The sequence below is a fragment of the Rudanella paleaurantiibacter genome, assembly GCF_009184635.1.
Classification (GTDB): domain Bacteria; phylum Bacteroidota; class Bacteroidia; order Cytophagales; family Spirosomataceae; genus Rudanella; species Rudanella paleaurantiibacter.
This window is the reverse complement of record NZ_WELI01000011.1, coordinates 210,527-236,854: the sequence shown is the minus strand read 5'-3', so window position 1 is coordinate 236,854 and position 26,328 is coordinate 210,527. Positions and strand designations below refer to the sequence as shown.

At 55.6% G+C, this 26,328-nt stretch carries 14 protein-coding genes; 6 read left to right on the top strand and 8 right to left on the bottom strand.

The window, feature by feature from the left end:
• Nucleotides 1-9 precede the first annotated feature (9 nt).
• The 3 genes from F5984_RS22470 to F5984_RS26625 all read left to right on the top strand — a co-directional run bounded on the left by F5984_RS22470 (nt 10) and on the right by F5984_RS26625 (nt 9,851).
• Nucleotides 10-8,358 carry an Ig-like domain-containing protein gene (locus F5984_RS22470; protein ID WP_185155617.1) on the top strand — a complete coding sequence of 2,783 codons (8,349 nt, stop codon included), beginning with the start codon at nt 10-12 and terminating at the stop codon, nt 8,356-8,358.
• Nucleotides 8,359-8,425: 67 nt separating this feature from the next.
• Complete coding sequence (locus F5984_RS22465; RefSeq protein WP_246169278.1) at nt 8,426-8,992, top strand: hypothetical protein; 567 nt, start codon at nt 8,426-8,428, stop codon at nt 8,990-8,992.
• Between the two features lie 28 nt (nt 8,993-9,020).
• Complete coding sequence (locus F5984_RS26625; RefSeq protein WP_185155616.1) at nt 9,021-9,851, top strand: hypothetical protein; 831 nt, start codon at nt 9,021-9,023, stop codon at nt 9,849-9,851.
• A gap of 139 nt (nt 9,852-9,990) precedes the next feature.
• Here the strand turns inward: F5984_RS26625 and F5984_RS22455 are convergent, their stop codons facing one another.
• A complete protein-coding gene (locus tag F5984_RS22455; protein WP_152126461.1) occupies nt 9,991-11,067 on the bottom strand; it encodes a flavin monoamine oxidase family protein in 1,077 nt (358 codons plus the stop codon).
• A gap of 319 nt (nt 11,068-11,386) precedes the next feature.
• Between F5984_RS22455 and uraH the strand changes: the two genes are divergently transcribed.
• Nucleotides 11,387-11,809: a hydroxyisourate hydrolase gene (uraH, locus tag F5984_RS22450; RefSeq protein WP_152126460.1), complete on the top strand. Its 423-nt coding sequence runs from the start codon at nt 11,387-11,389 to the stop codon at nt 11,807-11,809.
• 8 nt (nt 11,810-11,817) lie between these two features.
• Here the strand turns inward: uraH and F5984_RS22445 are convergent, their stop codons facing one another.
• The 5 genes from F5984_RS22445 to F5984_RS22425 all read right to left on the bottom strand — a co-directional run bounded on the left by F5984_RS22445 (nt 11,818) and on the right by F5984_RS22425 (nt 22,735).
• The gene (locus F5984_RS22445) at nt 11,818-12,921 is read right to left on the bottom strand and encodes a sensor histidine kinase (RefSeq protein ID WP_246169275.1); all 1,104 of its coding nucleotides are present in this window, start codon (nt 12,919-12,921) and stop codon (nt 11,818-11,820) included.
• 414 nt (nt 12,922-13,335) lie between these two features.
• Nucleotides 13,336-13,758: a hypothetical protein gene (locus F5984_RS22440; RefSeq protein WP_152126459.1), complete on the bottom strand. Its 423-nt coding sequence runs from the start codon at nt 13,756-13,758 to the stop codon at nt 13,336-13,338.
• Nucleotides 13,759-13,814: 56 nt separating this feature from the next.
• Nucleotides 13,815-19,790, bottom strand: coding sequence for an SdrD B-like domain-containing protein (locus tag F5984_RS22435; protein WP_152126458.1), 5,976 nt, complete (start codon nt 19,788-19,790; stop codon nt 13,815-13,817).
• A 547-nt stretch (nt 19,791-20,337) separates the two neighbouring features.
• Nucleotides 20,338-21,288, bottom strand: coding sequence for a DUF11 domain-containing protein (locus tag F5984_RS22430; RefSeq protein ID WP_262884517.1), 951 nt, complete (start codon nt 21,286-21,288; stop codon nt 20,338-20,340).
• Complete coding sequence (locus F5984_RS22425) at nt 21,254-22,735, bottom strand: flavin-containing monooxygenase (protein WP_152126456.1); 1,482 nt, start codon at nt 22,733-22,735, stop codon at nt 21,254-21,256. Before F5984_RS22425 ends, F5984_RS22430 begins: the two co-directional genes overlap by 35 nt.
• Before the next feature lie 146 nt (nt 22,736-22,881).
• Here F5984_RS22425 and F5984_RS22420 point away from each other — a divergent pair, with 146 nt between their 5' ends.
• Nucleotides 22,882-23,463, top strand: coding sequence for an NAD(P)H-dependent oxidoreductase (locus F5984_RS22420; protein ID WP_152126455.1), 582 nt, complete (start codon nt 22,882-22,884; stop codon nt 23,461-23,463).
• Nucleotides 23,464-23,471: 8 nt separating this feature from the next.
• Nucleotides 23,472-24,071 carry a Crp/Fnr family transcriptional regulator gene (locus tag F5984_RS22415; protein WP_152126454.1) on the top strand — a complete coding sequence of 200 codons (600 nt, stop codon included), beginning with the start codon at nt 23,472-23,474 and terminating at the stop codon, nt 24,069-24,071.
• Between the two features lie 23 nt (nt 24,072-24,094).
• On the opposite strand, the gene F5984_RS22410 is transcribed toward F5984_RS22415, so the two are convergent.
• Entirely contained in the window at nt 24,095-25,462 is a 1,368-nt protein-coding gene (locus tag F5984_RS22410; protein WP_152126453.1) for a sensor histidine kinase, read from the bottom strand.
• Nucleotides 25,459-26,154: a response regulator transcription factor gene (locus F5984_RS22405; protein ID WP_152126452.1), complete on the bottom strand. Its 696-nt coding sequence runs from the start codon at nt 26,152-26,154 to the stop codon at nt 25,459-25,461. Before F5984_RS22405 ends, F5984_RS22410 begins: the two co-directional genes overlap by 4 nt.
• Nucleotides 26,155-26,328: the final 174 nt, after the last annotated feature.

Here is a 26,328-nt window from a genome sequence, read left to right as displayed (position 1 = left end):
GAAAAACAGATGAGTAACTACAACCATTTCCTGGCCATAAGTCGTCTTGTTGGGGGTATATGTTTGCTGCTGGTACTGGCCTTTACGAAGGCCAGTGCCCAGCAGCCTGTTCCCCCCACAATAGGCACCACCTGCGATTATTCAACCGCACCGGCCACCGTATCGCTCTCGGTAACCAACGTTCCGGCGGGGTACAACACTACCTATTTGCTGGTCGATATGGTGACGGGGGCCATTGTTCAGGCCAATGCATCTGAACCCGTATTTTCCAATATCGGACAGGGTATCTATTATGCCGTAGCTGCCCATTATAAAGGGCTATTGGTCGATGCGACGGCGGGCAAACTGATCTCGAATGTGTACGAGACAAACGCCTGTCTGACCTATTCGACGGCGATACCCATACGGGTTTGTCCGGCATCGACTGCCTGCGACTACGTATCCGCGCCAACAACGCTGACGTTTGCCGCCACAGCTATTCCGGCAAGCGTATCGACAACCTATGTGTTGGTCGATGAGGCAACGAACCTTATTGTGCAGCTCAGCAGTACGCTTAGTTTTAATGCCGTCGGGCAGGGTGATTATGCCATCACGGCGGTTCACTACGACGGTACTCTGAGTGGGCTGAGCGTTGGGGCTCGCTTATACGACATTACCACGAGTCAGAACAACTGCCTGGGCGTATCCAACACGGTACGCCTTCGTGTGTGTTCGTTCCTGATCGCTATTTCGGGACCCGTCGATGGAACGACGATCGCCAGTCTGAATCCGCCCATTACGGGAACGGCAACGCCCGGCAGCAACGTAACGGTAACCACACCTGATGGACAGAGCTGTATGACAACGGCCTCGGTGCTGGATGGCAGCTGGACGTGTACGAGTCTGACGTTTACGGCTGGTCCGCAAAGCGTGACGGCGACGGACGGCATTACCTCGGCAGTAAGCAACTTTACAATTACCCCTGCGACCACCTTGCCGACACTGGCGATTACCTCCCCAGGAAATGTAACAACGACGACCTCCCCACTGGTGAGCGGGACGGCCACGCCGGGAAGTTTGGTAACGCTGACTGATCCCACGGGGGCAACCTTATGCACGACCACGGCGACAGCGGGCGGTTCGTGGAGCTGTGTGGTGAACCTCTCACCGGGACCAACGACACTGACAGCGGTGGCCTGCACCTCGGCGGGCTGTGCCACGGCAACCACCAGCCTGACGGCGGTGGCTCCGCCAACGGTGGCCATTCTGAGCCCAGCTGATAACACAACGGTGGCCAGCACCAATCCACCCGTCAGCGGTACGACCACACCATTGGCCTCCGTGACGGTGCTGGGTCCTAACGGTCAGTCGTGTGTGACGACGGCTTCGGTCTCGGGTACGTTTGCCTGCACGAGTTTGACGTTTGCGGCTGGTCCGCAAAGCGTAACGGCTCTGGTCAGCACTGCAGGTGGCACGGCTACGGATGTGAACAACTTCACGGTTGTACCAGTAGCTTCGCTACCCCAGATTGCCATTCTGAGTCCGGCGAACAACGGCACGGCCACAACCTCGCCCTTGGTGAGTGGTACAGCCACGCCGGGTAGTGTGATCAACTTGACGGGTCCGACAGGGGCAACCCTGTGTACGACCACAGCGACAGTGGGTGGTTCGTGGAGCTGTGTGGTGAACCTCGCCCCGGGCTCAACGACGCTGACTGCGGTAGCCTGCGCTTCGGCGGGTTGCGCCACAGTGACCACCAGCCTGACGGCGGTGACTCCGCCAACGGTGGCCATTCTTTCTCCGGCTGATAACACAACGGTGGGCAGTACGAATCCACCCGTCAGTGGTACGGCCACACCATTAGCGTCAGTGACGGTATTGGGTCCTAACGGTCAGTTGTGTGTAACGACGGCTTCGGTCTCAGGTACGTTTGCCTGCACGAGTTTGACGTTTGCGGCTGGTCCGCAAAGCGTGACAGCCACGGTAAGTAACGTAGGAGGCACGGCTACGGATGTGAACAACTTCACGGTTGTACCAGCAGCTTCGCTACCCCAGATTGCCATTCTGAGTCCAGTGAACAACGGTACGGCGACAACCTCGCCCTTGGTGAGTGGTACAGCCACGCCGGGTAGTGTGATCAACTTGACGGGTCCGACAGGGGCAACCCTGTGTACGACCACAGCGACAGCGGGCGGTTCGTGGAGCTGTGTGGTGAACCTCGCCCCGGGCTCAACGACGCTGACAGCGATAGCCTGCACCTCGGTAGGTTGCGCCACGGCAACCACCAGCTTAACGGCGGTGGCTCCAGCCAGTTTAACGCTGGCTCCCACAGGCCCAACCACCTCAACTTCTCCTGTGCTTGCGGGTACGGCTACGCCGGGCAGCACGGTGGTGATTACAGGGCCTGGCCCCGTGACGCTGTGCACAACGACGGCTTCGATTTCGGGGACGTTCGCTTGTACAGTGGCGGTGGCAGCGGGACCAACGACGCTGACAGCGGTAGCTTGTACCTCGGCGGGTTGCGCCACAGCAACCACCAGCTTAACGGCGGTGACTCCGCCAACGGTGGCCATTCTTTCTCCGGCTGATAACACAACGGTGGGCAGTACGAATCCACCCGTCAGTGGTACGGCCACACCATTAGCGTCAGTGACGGTATTGGGTCCCAACGGTCAGTCGTGTGTAACGACGGCTTCGGTCTCGGGTACGTTTGCTTGCACGAGTTTGACGTTTGCGGCTGGTCCGCAAAGTGTAACGGCTCTGGTCAGCACTGCAGGTGGCACGGCCAGCGATGTGAACAGCTTCACGGTCGCACCAGCGGGTACCTTGCCGACCCTGGCCATTCTGAGTCCAGCGAACAACGGTACGGCGACGACCTCGCCCTTGGTGAGCGGGACAGCCACGCCGGGCAGTGTGATCAACTTGACGGGTCCGACAGGGGCAACCTTATGCACGACCACGGCGACAGCGGGTGGTTCGTGGAGCTGTGTGGTGAACCTCGCCCCGGGCTCAACGACACTGACAGGGGTAGCCTGCACCTCGGCAGGCTGTGCCACAGCAACCACCAGCCTGACGGCAGTGGCTCCGCCAACGGTGGCCATCCTGAGCCCAGCTGATAATACCACCCAGCCAGTAGGTGTGAACGTGGTGAGCGGTACCGCTTCACCCGGTAGCAGTGTGACGCTGACAGCCAGCAACGGTAGCAGTGTCACGGCGTTAGCTGATCCATCGGGTAGCTTCACGGCAACCATGCCTACTACTTTCTCGACCGGGCCGAATACGGTCACGGCCGTAGCAGGCAATGCAGGGGGTATCTCAACACCGGCCACCTCTACTTTTACCGTAGTAGCCCCGAGCGTCTTGCCGACGGTAGCAATCAATAACCCCGGCCCGTTGGTAGGTACGACCAATGTAGCTATCTCGGGTACGGCTACGCCGGGCAGCAGTGTGATGCTGACGGATGCGGCCAATAGCACGCTTTGTACGACCACAGCCGCGCCGGATGGTAGTTATTCCTGCTTAGTGAGCCTGACTCCGGGTAGCAATACCATTACGGCGGTAGCCAGCAACTCGGCTGGTACTTCCTCGCCCGCAACTACGCAGGTGACGGCGGTGGCTCCGCCAACAGTGGCCATCTCGAGCCCAGCTGATAACACAACAGTGGCCAGCACCAATCCACCTATTTCGGGTACGGCTACACCATTAGCGTCAGTAACGGTGCTGGGTCCCAACGGTCAGTCGTGTGTAACGACGGCTTCGGTGTCGGGTACGTTTGCCTGCACGAGCCTGACGTTTGCGGCCGGTCCGCAAAGTGTAACGGCTCTGGTAAGCAACGCAGGTGGCACAGCTACGGATGTGAACAACTTCACGGTCGCACCAGCGGGTACCTTGCCCCAGATTGCCATTCTGAGTCCAGCGAACAACGGTACGGCCACTACCTCGTCCTTGGTGAGCGGTACGGCGACGCCGGGTAGCGTAATCAACTTGACGGGCCCGACTGGGGCAACCTTATGCACAACTACGGCGACAGCAGGCGGTACGTGGAGCTGTGTGGTGAATGTTTCACCGGGCTCGACGACGATCACGGCTGTGGCCTGCACCTCGGCAGGTTGCGCCACGGCAACCACCAGCCTGACGGCGGTGTCTACTCCGCCGACGGTAACGATCCATACGCCAGCTGATAACTCGACGCAACCGGCTGGAGTGAATATGGTAAGTGGAACGGCTACACCTGGTAGTACGGTTACGCTGACGGCCAGCAGTGGTAGTAGCGTTACGGCTTTGGCGACTCCCAGCGGCAGTTACACCGCCCACTTCCCGGCCGCTTTCCCGGCGGGGTTGAACACGGTTACGGCTGTGACCAGTATAGGCGGAGATATATCATTGCCTGCTATTTCAACATTTATGGTGGTTTATACTCCACCGACCCTTGCCATCCTGAGCCCGACGAACAACGGCACGGCCACAACCTCCCCACTGGTGAGCGGTACAGCCACGCCGGGGAGTGTGATCAACTTGACGGGTCCGACAGGGGCAACCTTGTGTACGACCACGGCGACAGCGGGTGGTTCGTGGAGCTGTGTGGTGAGTGTGTCCCCTGGCTCAACAACGATCACGGCTGTAGCCTGCACCTCGGCAGGTTGCGCCACGGCAACCGCCAGCTTAACGGCGGTGGCTCCGCCGACTGTGGCCATCTTGAGCCCAGTTGACAATGGGACAGTGGCCAGCACCAATCCACCCGTCAGCGGTACGGCCACACCATTGGCTTCCGTGACGGTATTGGGTCCCAACGGTCAGTCGTGTGTAACGACGGCTTCGGTGTCGGGTACGTTTGCCTGCACGAGTTTGACGTTTGCGGCCGGTCCGCAAAGCGTAACGGCTCTGGTAAGCACTGCAGGTGGCACGGCCAGCGATGTCAACAACTTCACGGTTGCACCAGCGGGTACCTTGCCCCAGATTGCCATTCTGAGTCCGGCGAACAACGGCACGGCGACGACCTCGCCCTTGGTGAGCGGTACAGCCACGCCGGGTAGTGTAATCAATTTGACGGGTCCGACAGGAGCAACCTTATGCACGACGACGGCGACAGCAGGCGGTTCGTGGAGCTGTGTGGTGAACCTGGTCCCGGGCTCAACGACGTTGACAGCGGTAGCTTGTACCTCGGTGGGTTGCGCCACAGCAACCACCAGCCTGACGGCAGTGGCTCCACCAACGGTGGCCATTCTTTCTCCGGCTGATAACACAACGGTGGGCAGTACAAATCCGCCTATTTCGGGTACGGCTACACCATTGGCGTCAGTAACGGTGCTGGGTCCCAACGGTCAGTCGTGTGTAACGACGGCTTCGGTGTCGGGTACGTTTGCCTGCACGAGCCTGACGTTTGCGGCCGGTCCGCAAAGCATAACGGCTCTGGTAAGCAACGCAGGTGGCACGGCTACGGATGTGAACAACTTTACGGTTGTACCAGCGGGTACCTTGCCGACACTGGCCATCCTGAGTCCGGCGAACAACGGCACGGCCACAACCTCGCCTTTGGTGAGTGGTACAGCCACGCCGGGTAGCGTAATCAACTTGACGGGTCCGACAGGGGCAACCCTGTGTACAACCACAGCGACAGCGGGTGGTTCGTGGAGCTGTGTGGTGAACCTCGCCCCGGGCTCAACGACGATCACGGCTGTGGCCTGCACCTCGGCGGGTTGCGCCACGGCAACCACCAGCTTAACGGCTGTTAGCCTGGCTAAACAACCCGTTGCAATGCCAGATATTGCTAATACAACAAGCGGTATTCCTGTCTCAGGAAATGTGATGACCAACGATTCAGATCCGCAGGGAAGTCTATTGACCGCTTCGCTACTGAGGCAACCCATTGCTGGAACTGTACTCATGGCACCCAATGGCACCTATACGTACACCCCGCCAACCGGCTTTACAGGAACAGTAAGTTTCTGCTATTCGGTAAGCAACACAGCAGGCTTGAGTAGTACAGCTTGCGTGTCAGTCAATGTGAGCCCTGTACCTTCGGCCATAAGGAATAATGCGCCGATTGCCAGCAATGACAATACGCAAACAATCGCTGGTATGCCTGTTACCATTAACGTAGTTGCAAACGATACAGACCCGGATATCGCTTCAACGTTGGAGGGTCAGTTAGGTGTGCCTGTAATTGTGACCCAACCCGTGGTTGGAACAGCAACTGTCGTAAATGGAGAGGTTGTTTACACACCACCGGTAAACTTCACGGGTACAGCGAACTTCACGTATTCAATATGTGACAAAGGCTCGCCTGTGTTATGCACAACGGCTACGGTTAATGTGAACGTATTGCCAGCACCGCCTGCCAACGCCACTTTGGCTCCTGTGGCTATTGATGATGCGTTGGTTACAAGGGTGAATACATCGGCAATAGCAACCGTAGCAGCTAACGACCGTGACCCGAATACTTCGCCACTTCCGTTGACGTACGCCAGTGGGCAACCCTCGTCAGGTACTGTAACGATGGCACCGAATGGTAGCTATACCTACACGCCTGGCAATGGCTATGTAGGACCGGATAGTTTTACCTACAGTGTGTGTAACACATCTGGTCTTTGCGATATAGCAACGGTTAGTGTAAACGTACTGCCTGTGCCTAATGCCGCGCCAAGCGTGACGCCAGACTTTGTCAATGTGGTGCCAGGTATCCCGACCACAGGCAATGTCCTGACCAACGACCGTGACCCCGAAGGTACGCCGTTGACGGTAAGTGTCATTGGTACATCACCGGCAGGCTTCACCCTGTCGCCCAATGGCAGCTATACATACACCGCCCCGGTCGGTACGACAGCTCCTGTGACGGTACGTGTTCAGGTTTGTGATGGTGGGACACCTCCTGCCTGTGCAACGAGTACCTTAACGATGGTTCCAGTGCCACCACAAAGTCTGGCCAACGATGCGCCGATTGCTAACCCGGATGCGCCCCGTCTTACTGCGGGCACTTCGGCAACGGTTAATGTGCTGGCAAACGATGTGGACCCCGAGGGGCAGCCCTTGAGTAACCCCACGATCATCGCTGGGCCGACCAATGGCACAGCAGTGGTGAATCCCAACGGTACGGTGTCTTACACCCCGGTATCAGGCTTTACGGGTACAGACAAACTAACCTATCAGGTTTGCGATGGCAGTACGCCGGCACAGTGTTCAACTGCTGTGGTGACTTTCACAGTAGACCCGGCCCCGCCAGTGGGCCTCACAAACGTGGCTCCGGTAGCGATCGATGATGCGTTGATTATCCAGCAAGGGGTAGTAAGTGCAACGGGTACGGTTGCGGCAAACGACTACGATCCACAGGGGCAGCCGTTGACGTTTACTAAGCTGGCTGGCCCAACGAGTGGCACGGTAGTGTTCTCGCCCACAGGTAGTTACACGTACACTCCGGCGGCTGGTTTTGTAGGTGGTACGAGTTTCAGTTATCAAGTGTGTGACAACGCAAGCCCGGCGCTGTGCAATACGGCCACGGCTTACCTGACTGTACTGCCTGCCCAGAGCGATGCGTACGTCCTGAATCTGAAAGTCATGCTCCAGGGTGCATTGGTTGGCAGTACTGGTAACCTCATGCGCGATGACCTGCGTAGCAAAGGTTTCCTGCCTGCGTTGGAACCGTACACAACCCTTGGCGGGAATCGCTTTGTCCACACAGGTGGTGGTGGCGGTGAAACCATGCCTAACAACGTGACCGCCCAGAATGTCGGTACAGGCGATGCGGTAGTTGACTGGGTGTTTGTGGAGCTACGCGACCCAAGCAATTTGTCGGTGGTAGTTGCAACACGGTCGGCCTTGGTACAGCGGGATGGCGATGTGGTGCTTGCCAGCGATGGGATATCTCCGTTACGGTTCACTGGATTAACACAGACCAGTTTCTACGTCAGTGTGAAGCACCGTAACCACCTGGGCGTGATGACGGCTACGGCCATCCCAATGTCGGCCAGCGGAACAGTTGTTGACTTTACCTCGATGACAGGCCCCCAGTTATGGAACAGATCCATTGGTGCTTTCAACTATGAGGGCTGGGAGCAGGTAACTGTCAATGGTAAAGCGGCAATGTGGGGTGGCGACGCTAACCACGACGGCAAAGTAAAATACCAGGGTGCGGCCAACGACCAGATTACCATCTTTTCGGAAGTAATCGGGGCTCAGAGCTCAAACAATCCGGTGTACAATTATAACGATGCGTTTGGGTACTACTTTGGGGATGTTAACATGGACGGTAAAGTGAAGTACCAGGGAACTGGTACCGACAATTCGCTCATTTTCACCAATGTCCTGAGCAATTTCCAGACGGCTACGCAGATGAACAGTGCGCAGTTGTACAACTTTGATTTCATGCGCGAGCAGATTCCTTAGTCAAGTGGGGAGCGGACCACAAGGCCCGCTCCCTGTCTTTTTTCTCATCTTGATTCAAACTTTGACCATGAAACGTTTTTTACTCCTAATCGGCCTGCTGGGTTTTGGTCTAACTGGCTGGGCGCAAACCGTGCAGTATACGATCCGGTACAATCTGACATTAAGCCGTTACGAAGTCTACGCGAAACCTAGTTTTAGCCAAAGTCAGTACAATTGGGGTAGTTCTCAGATAACCATTGTTACGCCCTCTTCCCTCACAAATGTTGCCTTTTCTGTAGTCAGTACGGCAGCGGGCGGATGGACCGACAACTCACAGGTGTATGATGTGTTCGGGAGCGATTTTCATGGGGTTGGATCAACGGGTCTGAAGGTAGATCTGGTAGCGGATCAGGAGGTATTACTGTTCCACTTTGTACTGGCTAGTGGTCAGTGTATACCTGGGCTACGGTTGTTTATTAATGGAACGGACCCAGGTTCAATTGCACCTGGAATGAATGGAGGTGATTTTAGCAATACCATGTACTCTTCCGGCGATATACTGGGTTCGAATAACTTGTATATAGCTAACTACGCCAACACCGGCACCGTATGTACGGCTTGTAACTTGCAGGCTCCGATCTTAAGTAAACTTTGATTCCAGAACCATCAGAACCAATATGTTTATGAAACGCAGTATTGTGTTGCTATGGATGCTGGGGTTTTGGCTCACTACGCCCGGAATAACAGCGTCGATGGCCGCTCAACCACACATAATAGCTGGGGATAGCGACTCCGATGGGGTCGATGATGCCAACGATCTATGCCCTGGTACACCAGCGGGGACCCCCGTCAACGTGTACGGGTGTCCGTTGTCGGTTAACAGTTGCGATTTCAACAGCAGTACTGTGACATTGGCCGCGTCGGGCGGGAGTACGGGCAACGGTGTCTCCACCCGGTATGTGTTAGCGGATAATCAGGGTACCATTCTACAAGTCAGCACATCGCCAAGCTTCAGTGGTCTTAACAACACGGCGACCTACATGGCGTTGTCAATCGTGTATGAGGGGGCCATAACGAACCTATCGGCCGGGCAATCGCTGAGTGTGGTGTCAGCCCCCTGTTTCGACTGGTCGAATGCGCTGGTTTTCAAAACGTGCCCGTTACCAACCACCCCCTGTGATTATCAGATTGGAGATATAATAACTCTGCAAAGTAATGGGGGGAGCGTGGGAAGCGGAGTTAAGACGAGTTATGTATTGACCAATTCGGCGGGAAAATTGATCGTGGTTTCGTCTACGCCCAGTTTCGATAGCAACCTCTTACAGGCGGGTACCTATCAAGCATATGCACTCACGTACCCCGACGATAACACGATTAGCAACCTCGTGGCAAACGGAGTCAATACGCTCGCCCAGGTGGGTGCCAGTTGTTTGGCAGTTTCATCCGGCTTGAGTATCACAATTTGTGGTTGTAGGACTACCTGCGTACCACTTTTGGCAACCCGAATCCGGTAAATTTTGCCTAAACCGCACCCGTCTACGCTTGTCTGCACGTTGCTGTTCACCTGTTTAGGATAAAAATCCTGAGCAGGTGAACAGCAACGTGTAACTCCACATTTTCCTATCCTGAATGAGCTGCATGGCGTATTGTCAATTACCCATCAACTTTTGCGAGTTCGGATAGGGTCGACGCCAGCCTACGGGCTGAACTAATTGCCCCTTCCATATAGCCGGGCGACTCGGTAGCCGTTTCGGTGCCACCCAAAAACAGTTTTCCGTTCAGGTACGACTGCTGAAGCAGGGGGTGTCCGTTGTTCTGATGCGGCCGGTTGAAACGCGGTGATCCCGATACGATCCATTCATCGTTCCATACTTTGTCGAAATAGGCGCTGGGCTGAAGAGCCTCCGAACCAAACAGGTCGCCGAGTTGCCGTAGCACCAGTTCCTGCCGAAGCTCTGGACTGTACGCGGCTGCGCCACTGTTCAGAAACCCGGTAAAGCCAAACCGTTGCCCATCGGCTGAGGTATGATCGTACATCTCCACCACAATGCCCGCATGGCTGTAGAGCATGCCCGAATACCCTTCAGTACGCCAGAATGGACGGTTGTACTCGAGCACAAACTTAATCGACCCGGCCATCCAGGTCTGAACCGTGGGCAACAGGGCCATTGTGTCGGGAGGCAATGGGGGTGTTATTTCCACCCGCGCACCGGTCAGTTGCGGGGGCAAGCACAGGGCCACGGCATCGGCAGCGTACGTTCGTCCATCGGCGGTTTCAACCACTACGCCCGGACCGTCTTCCTGAATAGTTGTTACCGCATTATTCAAGTGAATGGATTGTGGGTCGAGCTGTTTCACCATAGCCTGTATGAGCGCACTGGTGCCCCCCGTCAGGCGAAAAGAGGGCGACTCCGAAGCTGGTACGAAGAACCGTTGCGGAGGCTCAAATGATTTGGTCTGGAAAAGCGTGACGCCCTCCGAAAACTGCGGAAACGGGGTCAGGCCCAGCTCGTCAATCAGTTTGAGCAGGGTAGGGTGCCGGTCGGAGAACCAGGTAGCCCCCAGCTCCAGGGGTGTCGACTGGGGGCCTTCGACCGTGTGAATTCGGCCTCCCAACCGGTCCGAGGCTTCGAAGATAGTTACGGGTACGTTCTGTTTTTTGAGCAAATAGGCCAGGCACAAACCGCTGAGACCACCGCCCACAATAATGACACTTTTCGTCGATTCCATGAGGCAAAAGTACCCAATTCGCAGCTATCCGCTTCATCGGCATCATCGGCGGTCCATTTTATCAGAGCAGGTTGGTACGCGAATACCGCGGATTAGGCAGGTTTGCACGGATAGATGAACTACCGAAAAAGCAACTTTCTTCTCTGCATCAATTGGTGGGATATGCCGGGCAAAAAACGTAAGAACGTCAGCTTCCATTGATGTGTAAAGGGAGAAGAATGGAAATCAAGGGGGTAAGTTGCAGGGTATTCCTAATAAATGTTAAACCGCTAACAACCCCGTCAGACGGACTGTTGATCTTTCAACATCTATCCGTACAATGAAAAATTACCTCATTCTTTTCATGATGGCCGTGTCAACGAGCCTGTTTGTGTCAACGCAGAGTTTCGGGCAAGCGTCTGCCCATCAGTTGTCGAGTCATATTCTGGATGTGTCGAAAGGACAACCTGCCAGCGATGTTACCATTCGGTTGGAACGGCTTAACCCGCAAAGTAAACAGTGGGTGCGCGTCGACGAAAAAGCGACCGACCGGAATGGCCGAATCTCGGATTTCCTGCCCGCTAAAGCCGAGAATGGGGGCACGTACAAGCTAACGTTTTTGGTGGACGAATACTTCAGGAAAAATGGGGTCGCCAGTTTTTACCCGTTTATCGAGGTTGTGTTTGAGATAAAGGGATCTGACCATTACCATATTCCCATCACCCTGTCGCCCTACGGGTACTCGACGTATCGGGGAAGCTGATGGCTCGGTTAATTGGCGGAAGGGCTCAGCGGCAACCGAATCTCAAAGGTAGAGTCGGAGGCCGAGACAACCGGCTGCGGGAGGTTGAGCATCTGGTATTTGGCCACGATGTTGCTGAGACCCACCCCGTTTGAGAGAGCTCGTGTCGCTTTATGTTGCAGGTTATTTTGCACAATAAGCCAGCCTAACTGATCGGTCTGAATCTGAATGTGCAACGGCCGTTTCACTGACACCACATTATGCTTCACGGCATTTTCGACCAGTAATTGCAAGGTCAGGGGCGGAAGTTGAAGATTTTTGGCTGACTCTGGAATGGCAACACTAAGGGTGAGGCCGCTCCCATAGCGGGTTTGCAGGAGGTGGTAGTAGCCGTCAATGAACTGGAGTTCGGCGGCCAGTGTAGTCAGGTTTTGTTCGGTGCCGCTGCGCAGTACATATCGGTACACGCTGCTGAGTTTGTCTACGAACACCTCGGCTTTCTCGGGGTCTTCACTGATCAGCGCCGACAGCGAATTAAGCGCGTTGAACAGAAAATGCGGATTCACCTGCTGCTTAAGCACTTCCAGCTGACTTTGCAGATTCACCATTTGTAGGCGCTCGCGTTCGCGTTCCAGTTGCTCCAGCTGTGTTTTGTACACCGACGAATCCCGATTGTAAAAGTATAGTTCGTAGAGAATCAGGAAAAAAGCCGCAATCAGAAACGAACGAAACAGATCGAAACCAAAGGGGCTGGCGGTCAGAATAATTTTGTCGATGTGAACCTGCAACGCAACGGCTTTGCCATCATAGCCCGCCGGGGTGCCGGTGGTGACGATGTGCCGCCAGAGGTTAATGACCCAGGCGAGTACCGCCGTTCCGAGGGTACAGGCCAGCAGGGTAACGGCCCGGAGCGAGGGTTTGCCAAATGGGAACGTACTTCGCAGCCGGAAGTGAATGATAATGGCTCGGTTGAGGTACCAGTGCAACGTAATGGCTACCACTTTGGTAACTAACAGAATCAGATGGGTACGGGTGAGTGGCTCCCTAACCAACGGTTCGGTAAGGAGGGCAAAGAGGGTAACCAGGCTAATGCCGCCCCACCGGAGCCATCTATCTGAAATCATCCGATTCATACGCTGAGGTTTGCCCGTAAACATACGTAGCTACCCGGTTGGTTGTGTGCCAAACTACACTCGTCTGCGCAACTTTACGTATCAATTGTCAAAAAACCGGGACGAGTTGTAAAGAGCCCTCAAGCCGCTAAGGGAGGACGTAAATGAACCCAATACGGTAAGAACTCCCTTAAATAACGTGATGTACAGCCCTTGTCCTACAAGTAGTTGCTACGCAAGGGCCTTCGACAGGCTCAGGCTGACATTCGTCTTGAGAGCCCCCAGTCAGCCTGAGCCTGTCGAAGGCCCTTGCGTCAGCCATTATGCATAATTCACGTTAAATAGCCTTGCTGTCTGTTCTAAGTGGTACATACAAAAGCGGCACTGTCGAGAGCAACAGTGCCGCTTTTGATGCCGGTACGTTTAGGCGTCCTGCTAAGTCCGCTTCGTAGCCTGCATGGAGCCACCCATAGAACAGACCATGGCCAGCCGATGAAGTTCGTCAGCTTTCCACAGGTTATAATTGCGCTGCCGCAACACCATCTTTTTCCGGTCCAGACCTGCCTGCCGCAAAAGGCCCCGGCTGGTTTGTTCGGGTAAAAACTGAAGCAGAGAGCTAAGCCGTTTGATGTCCGACGCAGCTTTGCTTCCCAAACCAAGCCGCTCTGCCAGTGAGATCGTCTCGTCGATGGTCCAATTACTTACCTTTTCTTTTCGGTTCGCATACTGGACCGGTGATAGAGCCACCGTTTGGATCAATTCTTTTTTGTTCAGGCTTTTATCCTGTAAGCTGGACAGCACCCGTGCCCGAAGCGTTAGGTACGATTGTATCAGTTGCGCTATTTTTTCAGTATCCATGATGTGTAGAATAAAAGGTTGCTGAGGTAGCCCGTCGGGCTACCTCAGTACGTGTATTAGCGAACGATTTTCTTAATCGTGACAGGTACGCAAATATCGGTTGGGCAGGTACAGTTGGCCACGAGTGCCACAGTCACATCCCGGAAACAACCCGTCTGCCGGTCGGTGAGCCGCACCGTGTAATTGTTAGCCACCAGGCCCGTCCCAATTACCCCGTTGGCCGGGATGCTCGTCGCTGCGGCAGGTACCGCCGTGACCGCGTCAAAGCTCGTACCCACCGAGTACTGATACGTGTACCGGCGGGTGTCGGTCAGGCCCGTGATCGTCAGCTGACCGTTGGCCTGCGGCTCCGAGCCCACACAGGTGGGGTTTTGGGTAAGCACCGTAAACAGGGGCACTTCCACCTCCTCGATCACAATGGGGCAGCAGCCGCTCTGGGGACACTGACCGTTCACGCCTTCGTCGATGACCACCTGATAGGCACCGGGCAGGGTGGCTGTGAAGGAATTGAGCGTGCCGTCGGCAACCAGAGTGGCCGTGGTGGCTCCGGGTGCGGTCAGATACCACTGGTAACGACTGAACCCGGCGGGTGCATCGAGCTTGTAAGCAAAGGGCTGGCCTTTACACACGCGGTACGGGACAGTGGTGCAGACCTGATTGTCGTTACCGGGAATAGAGGCCGTGTTGTAGATGACCCCTTCGGTATCGACGCTGACGCTGTAGACGAGTGTGGCCGTGGCGTTGGCGGGCAGGGAGGCAATGGCCCAGCTGCCGCCGGTGAGCGAGGGGGTAAAGCTACCCGCCGAGACGGTGAGTGAGCCGGGTACGATGGCGATGCCGGGAGACGCGGCATCGTTGACCACGACGCTCGTAGCGGCCACGGGTCCGGTATTGGTCAGGGTGATGGTGTAGGAGATGACATCGCCAAACTGGGCGGCCGATGTGCTGACGGCCTTGGTGAGGACCAGATTGGGTGTACCGGCGCAGCTGTTGGGTGCGTCGAAGGCGGCCTCGGCGGACGCGCACTCGGGTGCCGAGAGCCGGGCAGTAGCCATCATGGAGGCCCCATTAGCGGGGAGGTTATCGACGGTTAGGTAGACGGTATTGGTGGTGAGCGCAGACAAGGCGAAGACTCCAGTTGTCCCCCCGATGGCGATGGTGGCCGACTGTGGCAGCAGGAGGTTGGTGACGGTGAGGGTGGCCGTTGCGGAGAAGGTGTTGGTTGCCGACTGGCAGGTACCGTGCGTCACCACGAGGCTAACCGAGCAGGGCTCCTGAGTATTGACCGTAATCGAAGCCGAAGTGAAACAAGTCGGCCCCGTGGTACAGGTCGCCGAGTAAGTCTGGGTCGGCTGGGTTGGGGTTACGACAATGCCCGCCCCGGTGCCACCATTGCTCCAGTTCACTGTGCCTACGCAATCCTGCGCGGTGAGTGTTACGCTGCTGCCTACCGTCACCAGTGTTGAGCTGGCCGAGAGGTTCAATACAGGTTGGGGTAGCACGGTCACAGTACCCACCGCAAAGGTGGTAGAGGTCGCGGTGGTACAGGTAGCCGTATAGCTGGTAGTCTGGGTCAGTGCAGGAGTGACCAGCGTGCTCCCCGAAGTTCCGTTGCTCCAGGCTAGGGTGCCTGTACATCCAGCGGCTGTCAACGTTGCCGAGGTGCCGTAACAAACGGTGGCCGAGGTAACGATCAGATTAGCGGATGCCTCGGTATTCACCACAATTGAAGCCGAAGTGAAGCAAGCCGGACCGGTCGTACAGGTTGCCGAATAGGTCTGGGTTGGCTGTGTGGGGGTTACGACAATGCTGGCCCCGGTGCCACCGTTGCTCCACCCAACGGTACCAGCGCAATTCTGCGCGGTCAAGGTCACGCTGTTGCCTACCGTTACCAGTGTTGAGCTGGCGCTAAGGTTGAGCACCGGCTGAGGTAGTACGGTCACAGTACCCACCGCGAAGGTGGTAGAGGTGGCCGTCGTACAGGTCGCTGTGTAGCTGGTGGTCTGCGTTAGAGCCGGAGTGACCAGGGTGCTGCCCGCATTGCCGTTACTCCAACTAATTGTACCGGCGCATCCAGCGGCCGTGAGTGTGGCCGAGGTGCCGTAGCAAACGGTGGCCGAAGTGACAACCAGATTAGCAGGCGTTTCGGTATTCACCGTAATCGAAGTCGAAGTGAAGCAAGCCGGGCCGGTGGTACAGGTCGCCGAGTACGTCTGAGTCGGCTGGGTTGGCATGACCACGATGCTGGCACCCGTGCTACCGTTGCTCCAGTTCACCGTGCCTACGCAATCCTGGGCGGTGAGTGTCACGCTGCTGCCTACCGTCACCAGTGTTGAGCTGGCGCTCAGGTTCAATACCGGCTGAGGTAGTACGGTCACTGTACCCACCGCAAAGGTGGTAGAGGTCGCTGTGGTACAGGTGGCTGTGTAGCTGGTGGTCTGCGTTAACGTAGGTGTTACTAGCGTAGAGCTCGTAGTGCCATTGCTCCAGCTGATGGTGCCTGCGCACCCGGCAGCCGTGAGTGTGGCTGACGTACCGTAACAAACGGTAGCCGAGGTAACAACCAGATTAGCTGGTGCCTCGGTATTCACCACAATTGAAGCCGAAGTGAAGCAAGCCGGACCGGTCGTGCAGGTTGCCGAATAGGTCTGGGTTGGCTGTGTAGGGGTTACGACAATGCCCGCCCCGGTGCCACCGTTGCTCCACGCAACTGTACCGGCGCAATCCTGGGCGGTGAGTGTCACGCTGCTGCCTACCGTCACCAGTGTTGAGCTGGCCGAGAGGTTCAATACAGGTTGGGGTAGTACGGTCACTGTACCCACCGCAAAGGTGGTAGAGGTCGCTGTGGTACAGGTCGCGGTATAGCTGGTAGTCTGGGTTAACGTAGGCGTTACCAGGGTAGAGCCCGAAGTTCCGTTACTCCAACTAATTGTACCGGCGCATCCGGCGGCTGTTAACGTTGCCGACGTACCGTAACAAACCGTTGCCGAAGTGACAACCAGATTAGCGGGTGCCTCGGTATTCACCACAATTGAGGCCGAAGTGAAGCAAGCCGGGCCGGTGGTACAGGTGGCTGAGTAGGTCTGAGTCGGCTGGGTTGGCATGACCACGATGCCCGCCCCGGTATTACCATTGCTCCACGAAACAGGGCCTATACAACCTGTAGCGGTGAGTGTCACACTGCTGCCCACTGTCACCAGCGTTGAGCTGGCGCTAAGGTTGAGCACCGGCTGGGGCAGTACGGTCACAGTCGCTATCGCCGACGTGCTGGCGCTTGGCGTCGTACACGTAACGGTGTAAGTGGTAGTCTGGGTCAAAACGGGAGTAGCGAGGGTTGTGGCAGTCGTTCCGTTGCTCCAGCTTACTGTGCCGAGGCAACCCGACGCCGTTAGGGTGGTAGAGCTACCGTAACAAATTGTGGCTGAATTGACCGATACGGTGGCGGCTACCGTACAACTTGCTGGTGCGTTGTACGTAATGGTTGCGGTGTCGCAGTTGGGTAGGCTTACCGTAACAGTATGCGATCCGGTGCCCGAGGTCAGACCCGTCAATGAGTAGGCCACCGAAGTCGCGCTGGCTGCTATCGAAACGGTTGTTGACCGTGTGCCATCTGTGATGGTAGCTGTACCGCCCGTCGTGTTGGTGAGGCTGATGGTGCCGCTAATAGAGTAACGATTCGTAACCGGGTCGCAGGTGCTTGGGGTCGCTGTGGCCGTCAATGCACATGGATCGACTACATAGGCAACGTCGTACGAAAAGTTATTCTGTCCGGCTTGGCCCAATGTAAACGTGATGAGTCCCTGTCCATTGGCGTCGGTGTCGATGGCATCGGCATTGATGCCGGTTGCGGTGTTAGCCTTTGGGCTGAGCACCAATGTGTTGGCGCTGGTGCTTTGTGGGAACGTCAGTGAGTAGCTGCCGCCCTGAGTCAGGCCCGTCAGGCTAAAGGCATAACCGGTTGCGGCTGTGCCCGACGTGTTGGCAAAATAATATTCACCGCTTGCATTCGTCGTGACCGACACCCCGGCCGTAGGTAAGCCCGGCCCTTTAAGGTTTACAACCACACCGGGCAACGCCGGTTCGTTCGCATCCTGCACGCCATCGTTGTCGAGATCGCGCCAAACCCGGTTTCCAATTTGTATAGGAGCAGGGGCGCAAACGGCCGAAATAATACCTAATCCATTGGCTTTTCCGTATGTAATGGGGTTGGCACCGGTTCCTACGGTGAGGGAGACCTCATACCGCTTCTCGTCGGCACCGTTGTTCGTGTTGAACCAGTTGAAACCACCCGACCAAACGGTCAGAGGGTCCATGGCGGTTACAACTACTTCGCCTTTGCCGGGAATGACGGCCAAACCGCCCTGAAAGGTTTCTTCGTGGGTGGGTGTTCCTATTTCGGGGTAGCGGTCGAGGGCATAGAATTCACCACCTCCGGGCCCTTGTAAATTCCCAACCCCAGTTCCGGTGAATGCCGGAAGCGTTGATGTTGCAGGCAGCGAGCCATTACTCTCGAGTGTCCAGCCGGTACTGGTCCGGCGGGCCATCAACACGTCACCCCCGATGTAGCCGTTGTAAAGCTGGGTATCGGTGGCGTCGGTCGAGCGTTGCTGGTAGCCCAGTTGATGCCCCCCACGGTCCATCAAACCCAATACCATATCGCCCCGGTCGGTAAAATCGATACTTGATAGCATGGGTTGGGCGCGGCCAATTCGGATACCGGCTGTTGAGGAGCCGCCCAGAAAGAGCGATGAGAAGTTACTGACCCACGGGCTCCACTCATTACCCAGGGTTTGCTGCGTAAAGTGGATGTAGCCTTTGGTGTAGTCGAGCGGAAAGCTTAGAACGGCAGTGTTGTTGAAGGTCAACGTCGCTTCGTCCATCTCAAAAACAGACGCTCTGAGGTTGGTAGGGCTGGTGGCTATGTTGTTTTCGCCTGTACAAACTATACCCACGTACACTTTGCCCCGGTACACTTTAATGGCAAATGGCCGGGCAACGCCATCGGTACAGGTCGTAGTGGGGAGGGCAATGGTAAGCATGTCGGCCGCCGTAACGGTTGCTTTTGCCGGATTGCCAATGTCGAGCCGGATAAGCCGACGGTTAAATAAATCAACTACGTAAAGCTTGCTCTCATCATCAGACAGGGCCATGCTCCCCAAACCCACCTTGCCAACCAGGTTAAACGCGTTGGCATCAATGCTTGAGTTGGTTGCGGTGGCTGGTAGGCCACGGGCTCCCAGTGTGCTCTGTCCGAGGTTCACACCCAGGTTCTCAATGTCGACAAACGTTGTACTGGTAGGGCCGCTGAGGGTGGTCACGTAAATACCGCCCAGACCCAATCGGCCCAAACCGACGTGCCGTTTCAGGAAAGCCGCTGAAAACATCTTTTGGGTGGACCGTTGCACCGCCGAGCCCCAGACACTACCAACCTCCGAAGCTATGGCAAGAGGAGATGGTTTTGTCGTCGACGCGTCGGGAATATCATATGGAACCAGTACAATGGCATCTTCGGCGGCTGAGGTACTACCGGAAGCCAGTGGGTCGCCACTCACAAAACAGGCAACGGCGAGGTTCGGACTGGTCTGACAGAAGTTTTGCGGATAGTTGACCCCAAAGTTGACCCCCGCTGTACCTCCCGTTACAAACTGAACCGAGGTAGCATTCTGCGTACCTCGTCGGCTTTCGTAGTCACCGGTCAGGAGGCCCGTAAATTCAACCCGGAACGGGTTATTGGAGCCTACCGTCAGCGTGTATGAGCCTGAGGCATTGGTTGTTGTGGAAAAGGATGTTCCGTTACTGGCGTAGGCTGTTACAGTAACACCACTAACGCCCGGTTCACCATAGGCGTAGGTGCCCGAGGTCGGGATAGCTGTGTAGACACCATCGGCGTTGAAATCTCGGAAAACAGTGCCCGATATGGTCTGCGCCGAAACAAGGCCTGGAATAACGCCAAATAGGCAGATCAGCAGCCAGCTAAAAGTTTGCCTGACCAGCAAATCCTTGCTAGTCAGGGACCCGTAAATTTTTTTCATAGACCGGTAGTAGGATATTAAATCAACTATGGATTTACTACGCCTTTGCCGGTACGCAAATTTTAGACCACTAAGTATAAATCATAGTGCTGAAAACAATGTATAATGGATGCCTTATGATCTTTGTTCGATATAAAGATTTGAAAAACAGTAATTTATAAAATTGTTTAGTGTTTGGGGACACTAGTAAATGGTCATAAAAGTTTACCTTAATTTTAGTAATAATTTCTCCTGTCTATTAATATCAATAAATGTGAGTAATTATACTAGCCCAAAAAGTATGCCGTAAATTCAATTTTTCTGTGTTTGTATAAGCGGACATCTAATTCGGCACAATAATTAATCGCTTTAAGAAACTTACTCCTTTGTATGGTTTGGATCGTCCGGGTATAAAGTCGTATTATTTTGACCGCTACTGAGTGAATTTGTCCGTATCGGGATAAAATAGAACCGGCACTGTAATGCGTTGCAGTGCCGGTTTCATATACCCGATTTACCGTGAAAGCTCCCCGCATCAGACCGTTTAGGATTGATGCAGGGAGAGTATTTACCGAGACGTAACTTTCCGAATCGTTACCGGAATGCAAACGTCCTCCGGACAAACGCAATTTGACACCAGGGCTACGGTCATATCCCGGAAACAACCCGTCTGCCGGTCGGTGAGCCGCACCGTGTAATTGTTGGCCACCAGGCCCGTCCCAATCACCCCGTTGGCCGGGATGCTGGTAGCCGGCACGGGTACCGCCGATGTCCCGTCGAAGCTGGTGCCTACGGAATATTGAAAGGTGTAGCGCCGGGAATCGGCCAGACCAGTAATGATTAACTGCCCGTTGGCCTGTGGGGTTGGGCCCACACAGGTGGGATTCTGGGTGCTCACCGTAAAGAGCGGCACGTCTACTTCCTCAATAAGCACGGGGCAGCAACCCGTTTGCGGACACGCACTGTTAAGTCCCTCGTCGATCACCACCTGGTAGGCACCGGGTAGGGTAGCCGTGAAGGAGTTCAGAGTGCCATCCGATACCAGCGTCGCCGTGGTAGCTCCCGGTGCGGTCAGGTACCACTGGTAGCGGTTGAACCCTGCTGGGGCTTGCAGCAAAATGGCGTAGGGTTCTCCCTTACAAACCTTGTAGGGAATGGTTGTACAGACTCGTGCATCGTTATCCGGTACTGAGGCCGTATTGTAAACAACCCCTTCAACATTCACACTGACGCTGTAAATGAGCGTGTCCGTAGCCCCGGCGGGCAGGGTGCCAACCGACCACGTACCACCCGTGAGGCCGGGCGTGAAGGTACCCGCCGATGCCGTGATGGAGCCGGGCACAATAGTCACACCTGCCGACGCGGTGTCGTTAACCACTACACTCGTTGCGGGTACCGGTCCGGTATTGGTCAGGGTGATGTTTAACGGCCTGAAATCGTAGAACCACGCTGCGTATTGTTTACCTCCCGCACAGGGTAAAGATTTAGTTTTGACTCTTCCCGAAGTGTAACACCCCATCATTTAACCGACCGAACCGTATTGTGAACAGGTCTTTCAGGTAGTTCTGATACACCTGCCACGGTCGGCGTGAGCCCTGTTGCGGTAGCAAATGGGCTCCCCGCTGTACGTACCCCGACGTGAAATCCAGAAAGGGGCGGGGCTCCACATCGGGCTGCCGCCGTGGCACAACCGTCGTGTACCCGTGCCGATCCATGTACCGCAACAGTCGGCACACATAGCTGGCGGTCAGGTCGGTTTTGAGCGTCCAGGAAGCATTCGTGTAGCCAAACGCAATGGCCAGATTGGGGACATCGCTCAGCATCATTCCCTTGTAAGCCATCAGCTCGCTTGTTTGGTGAACCTTACCGTCGACGGTAAACGCCATACCGCCAAACAGTTGAATGGTCAGGCCGGTGGCCATAACCACTACATCGGCGGGTACGTGTTCCCCCGATTTGAGTTGTAATCCGTCGGCCGTGAAGCGCTCAATCTCATCCGTAACGACGGAGGCTTTACCCGCCCGGATAGTCCCAAACAGGTCGCCATCAGGAACAAGGCAAACGCGCTGATCCCAGGGATTATAGCGTGGGCTGAAGTGTTTGTCCACGTCGTAATTGAGACCAAGTTCTTCCCGCACCAGTTGCACCAATTGTTTTTTGGCCAGCTTTGGCCACTGCCGGGCTATCCAGAAAACAACCACCCGTTGCACCATATTTTTTAGGCGAATGAGCCGGTACGCCAACCGTTCGGGCAGGAGTTGACGGATGCGTTGCGCCACGGCGTCTTCGCCCGGCATGGCTACCACGTAGGTAGGTGAGCGTTGCACCATCGTAACGTGTTCGGCGGTTTGCGCCATAGCGGGCACGAGCGTCATGGCGGTGGCTCCGCTCCCGATCACCACCACGCGCTTGCCGGCATACGAAACATCGCGCGGCCAGAACTGAGGCAGGATAATCGGGCCTTTAAAGTCGGCCTCGCCCGCAAACGTGGGCCGGTGCGGGTGGTCGTAGCTGTAATACCCACTGCACATGTACAGAAACCGGGTCTTCATCGGCTGTGTAACCCCCGTCGCGACGTCTACTACCGCTACGGTCCAGAGTGCGTCGGTCGATGCCCACGAGGCTCCAACTACCTTGTGCCCAAATCGGATGTGGGGCAAAATCCCATATTCGTGGGCGGTTTCTTCAATGTATTGCCGGATGGAAGGGCCGTCGGCAATGGCTCGCGCATTCAGCCACGGCTTAAAAGCGTAGCCCAGCGTGTACATGTCTGAATCGGAGCGGATGCCGGGGTACCGAAACAAATCCCAGGTGCCGCCGAGGGTTTGCCGGGCTTCCAGAATTGCGTACCGTTTGCCGGGGCATTCGTTCTGGAGCCACACGGCCGTACCAATACCCGACAGGCCAGCGCCAACAATCAGAACATCAAGCGGAGATTCATCGGGAGATAACGGGGAAGAAGACATGGAGGTGCGTCGGAACTGTACGGGGCTGCAAGATACAGCACGGGTAGAGGATTTAGACAAATGTCCTGAATCGCGGGTAGGCGGGCCGGTAATTTTGTGAACAGAACCAACCAATAACCACAAACAAAAACCATAAACCACTTTTCATGAGCAAACGAATTGCCATCATCAATGGTCATCCTGATCCCGAAAGTTTCAATACAGCGTTGGCCAGTGTGTATGCCACTGGGGCGAAGAGGGCGGGTGCATCCGTGCAAACCCTACACATAGGCGAACTGGAGTTTGACCCGAATCTGCGGTACGGGTACCGGAAACGCATGGACCTGGAGCCGGATTTGCTGGCGGCACTCGATACCATCCGGTGGGCTGAGCACCTCGTTTGGGTTCATCCGGTGTGGTGGAGTGGTTTGCCAGCACAGATGAAAGGGTTTATCGACCGGCTGTTTCTGCCGGGTCTTACGTTTCAATACCGGACCAATTCGGTCTGGTGGGACAAACTACTAACAGGCCGCTCGGCACGGATTATCACCACCCTCGACCAACCATTCTGGTACTACCAGTTGGCGTTTGGCAACCCGAGTGTGAAGCAGCTAAAACGGGGCGTTTTGCAATTTTGTGGCGTAAACCCCGTGCGGGTTAGTTACTTTGGGCCTGTCCGTAGCGCCACCGAACATCAGCGCCACCGCTGGCTGACGCAGGTGGAGCAGCTCGGGCATCAACTCGGTTAGTTTCTGCTATGGCTTTCGAATCACTCACAACCTATTTTCAGGAGGCTGGCTTCCCCGAATCAGACGCCGATCGAATAGCCGGGTCGTTTAACCCGCGCCCGTATCGAAAAGGTGATCTGGTTCTACGTGAAGGCGATACCTGTCGGCAACTCGGCCTGGTGGATTCGGGCTTGTTTATGTTCTACATGCCTGTCCGGGGCGAAGAGCGGACTACCTACGTGGTGGGTGAGGGGGGCTTTCTGGCCTCGCTCTGGAGCTTTATCGGCGAACGACCCTCGGCCGAATCTATCCGCTGCGTGCGCGACGGGCGCGTGTGGCTGATCGAGAAAGCCGATTTGCTCCGGCTCCGGGACGAGGTGCCGGGATTCGCCGATTTCTACACGGCCATGCTCGAACGCGAAATCTGTTGCATCGAAGAAAGTCGCTACGACCTGATCGCCCTCACCGCCGAAGAGCGTTACGAAAAACTACTGACCCAGACTCCCCACGTGCTCCAACAGATTCCCCTGTATTTCCTGGCGGCTTTGCTGGGCATAACCCCTCGGCACCTGAGTCGGATTCGGGCCGGACAGAGTCGCCGGGCCAAAAATTCGGCACGAAACGGGTAGTTGTTTTTGGCTTGCCTCCGGTATCAGATTATCGACGGCAACCGAATTTGTACCGTGGTGCCGGTATCTACTTTTGACGTGACGTTGAGCGTGCCCTGATGCAGCACAATAATGTTGCGGGCCAGGGGAAGGCCAATGCCGTAGCCTTCAAATAATTTGGTGTTGGACGCCCGGAAAAACGGGTCGTAAATAAACCGGATTTCCTCGTCGGGAATACCCACACCCTGATCAATAATGGCAATGACCACCTGCCCGGTGCCGGCCGCTATGTGTACCGAAACCGGTTTGTTATACGAGTATTTACAGGCATTGCTCAACAGGTTCACAAGCGCCAGTTGCAGTAGTTGCCGGTTGCCGTTCACCTTGAGCCTGCGCGGGTCGTCGGGCAAAAAGCCTAGATCCACCCGGATGTTATTCTGCGGGTTTAGCTTGTCGATAATCGTTTTGGCTTCCCAGATTAGCTCGTCCATCCGCACGATTTCGAACACCAGCTTTTCATTTTTGAAGCCCAGCTGCGCCAGTGATAGCAGCGACCGCGTGATGTCGTTGAGTCGCTCGGCCTGGGTCAGAATCGTTCGTAGGGTCTGCTGGTATTCGGCGGGGGTACGCTCGCGGATGAGGGTTACGTCGGCCTCGCCAATGATGGCCGTCAGGGGAGTGGCCAGCTCGTGCGATGCATTGCTGATGAAGTTTTTCTGAACCTCCAGCGCCGTTTCGATCCGGTTGAGCAAATGGTTGAATGTTGAGCTCAACTCGCCCACTTCGTTTCGGTACTCGTTTTCTTCGAGCCGCAAATGGATGTTTTCGGTGCTGATTTGCCGGACTTTATTCGTGATTTGGCGGATGGGCTCAAACACATGCCGCGAAAAGTACACCGATAGGTAGATCACAATGACCGACGACAGCAGAATGCCTACGCCCAGAATGTTACGCAAAAAGTTGAGGTGGTTATTGATGTAGTAATTATTAGCCGACACCACCACCACGTACCGCTGGCGACCCACCTGCTCGCGGATACCGGCGTAAAACGTAGCCCCCTCCCTGGCCGTAGCCCGCCCTTTGGCGAGTATCTGCGTAATCAGTGTTTCTGGAATCATCAGGGAGTCGGCAAGCCGGCTGGCCAAAACGTCGTTGCTTACCGGAATGAGGTATTCTCGTTCCTGGTCGAGCCGTTCGAGGTGTTTCTCGCGGATGGTTCGGTAACTTTCTGAATTGAGCGAATCCAGTTTCAGGTTGTACCGGGCCGAAATGGTCGCGCGGGTTTCGAGTCGTTTGTAGAAATCGACGTAAGCGAAGTTGTTCTGAAACAGATAAACCCCCGCCCCGAACAAGGTCAGCAGGGTGAGGCTGTACACAACCAGAATCAGGGCAAAACGGGTACGGGTGTTCATGGCTCTTTCAGGACATACCCCATTCCGACCACAGTGTGAATCAGTTTCTCTGGCGCGGCTGAGTCAATTTTTCGCCGTAAGTAATTGATATACACATCGACCACGTTGGTGCCGGTGTTGAAATTCAGATCCCAGGCGCTTTCGAGCAGGTCAATGCGCGACAGTACCTTGCCTTTATTTTTGATCAGGGCCAGCAGGAGCCTGTATTCGGTGGCCGTCAGCTGAATGGGCTGGTCGCTGCGGGTAACGGTTTTGGCCGTGTCGTCGACGCGTAAATCGGCGAGTACGTACAGATTGGTGTAGCTGGGCATTTCGGGCTCGGCCTTCTGGTTGGCCCTTCGCAGCAAGGCATTGATTCGGGCGTTCAGCTCAATAAACTTAAAGGGCTTTACGAGATAGTCGTCGGCGCCGGCATTGAGGCCCGTGACCACGTTTTCGGCAGTGCCGAGTGCGGTCAGGAACAGAATAGGGGTCAGAAGATGGTTGCTCCGTAGCTTCTGGCAAACCTCCAGACCGTTCATGTCCGGCAACATAATGTCCAGAATAATCAGGTCGTACGAAGAATCCAGCGCCATTTTGAGGCCGGTTGATCCATTAAACGCCACCGACACGGTGTAGTTTTCTTCGATAAGACCCCGGCGGATAAACTCAACGACGCTCACTTCGTCTTCGGCCAGGAGGATATGTTTCATTCGGTTGAAGGGTATGGTTGGGAACTGGATAGAAAACTGTTTTTGGTTTATCGTTTTTAAGCATGTACTATGGGTAAACCAAAAACATAAAACGATAAACCAAAAACTAATTTTAAGCAGAGTTAAAGCCTAAAAGTAAGCGAAAGAAAGCGCTTTTGGTCGGTTCTAATCGGA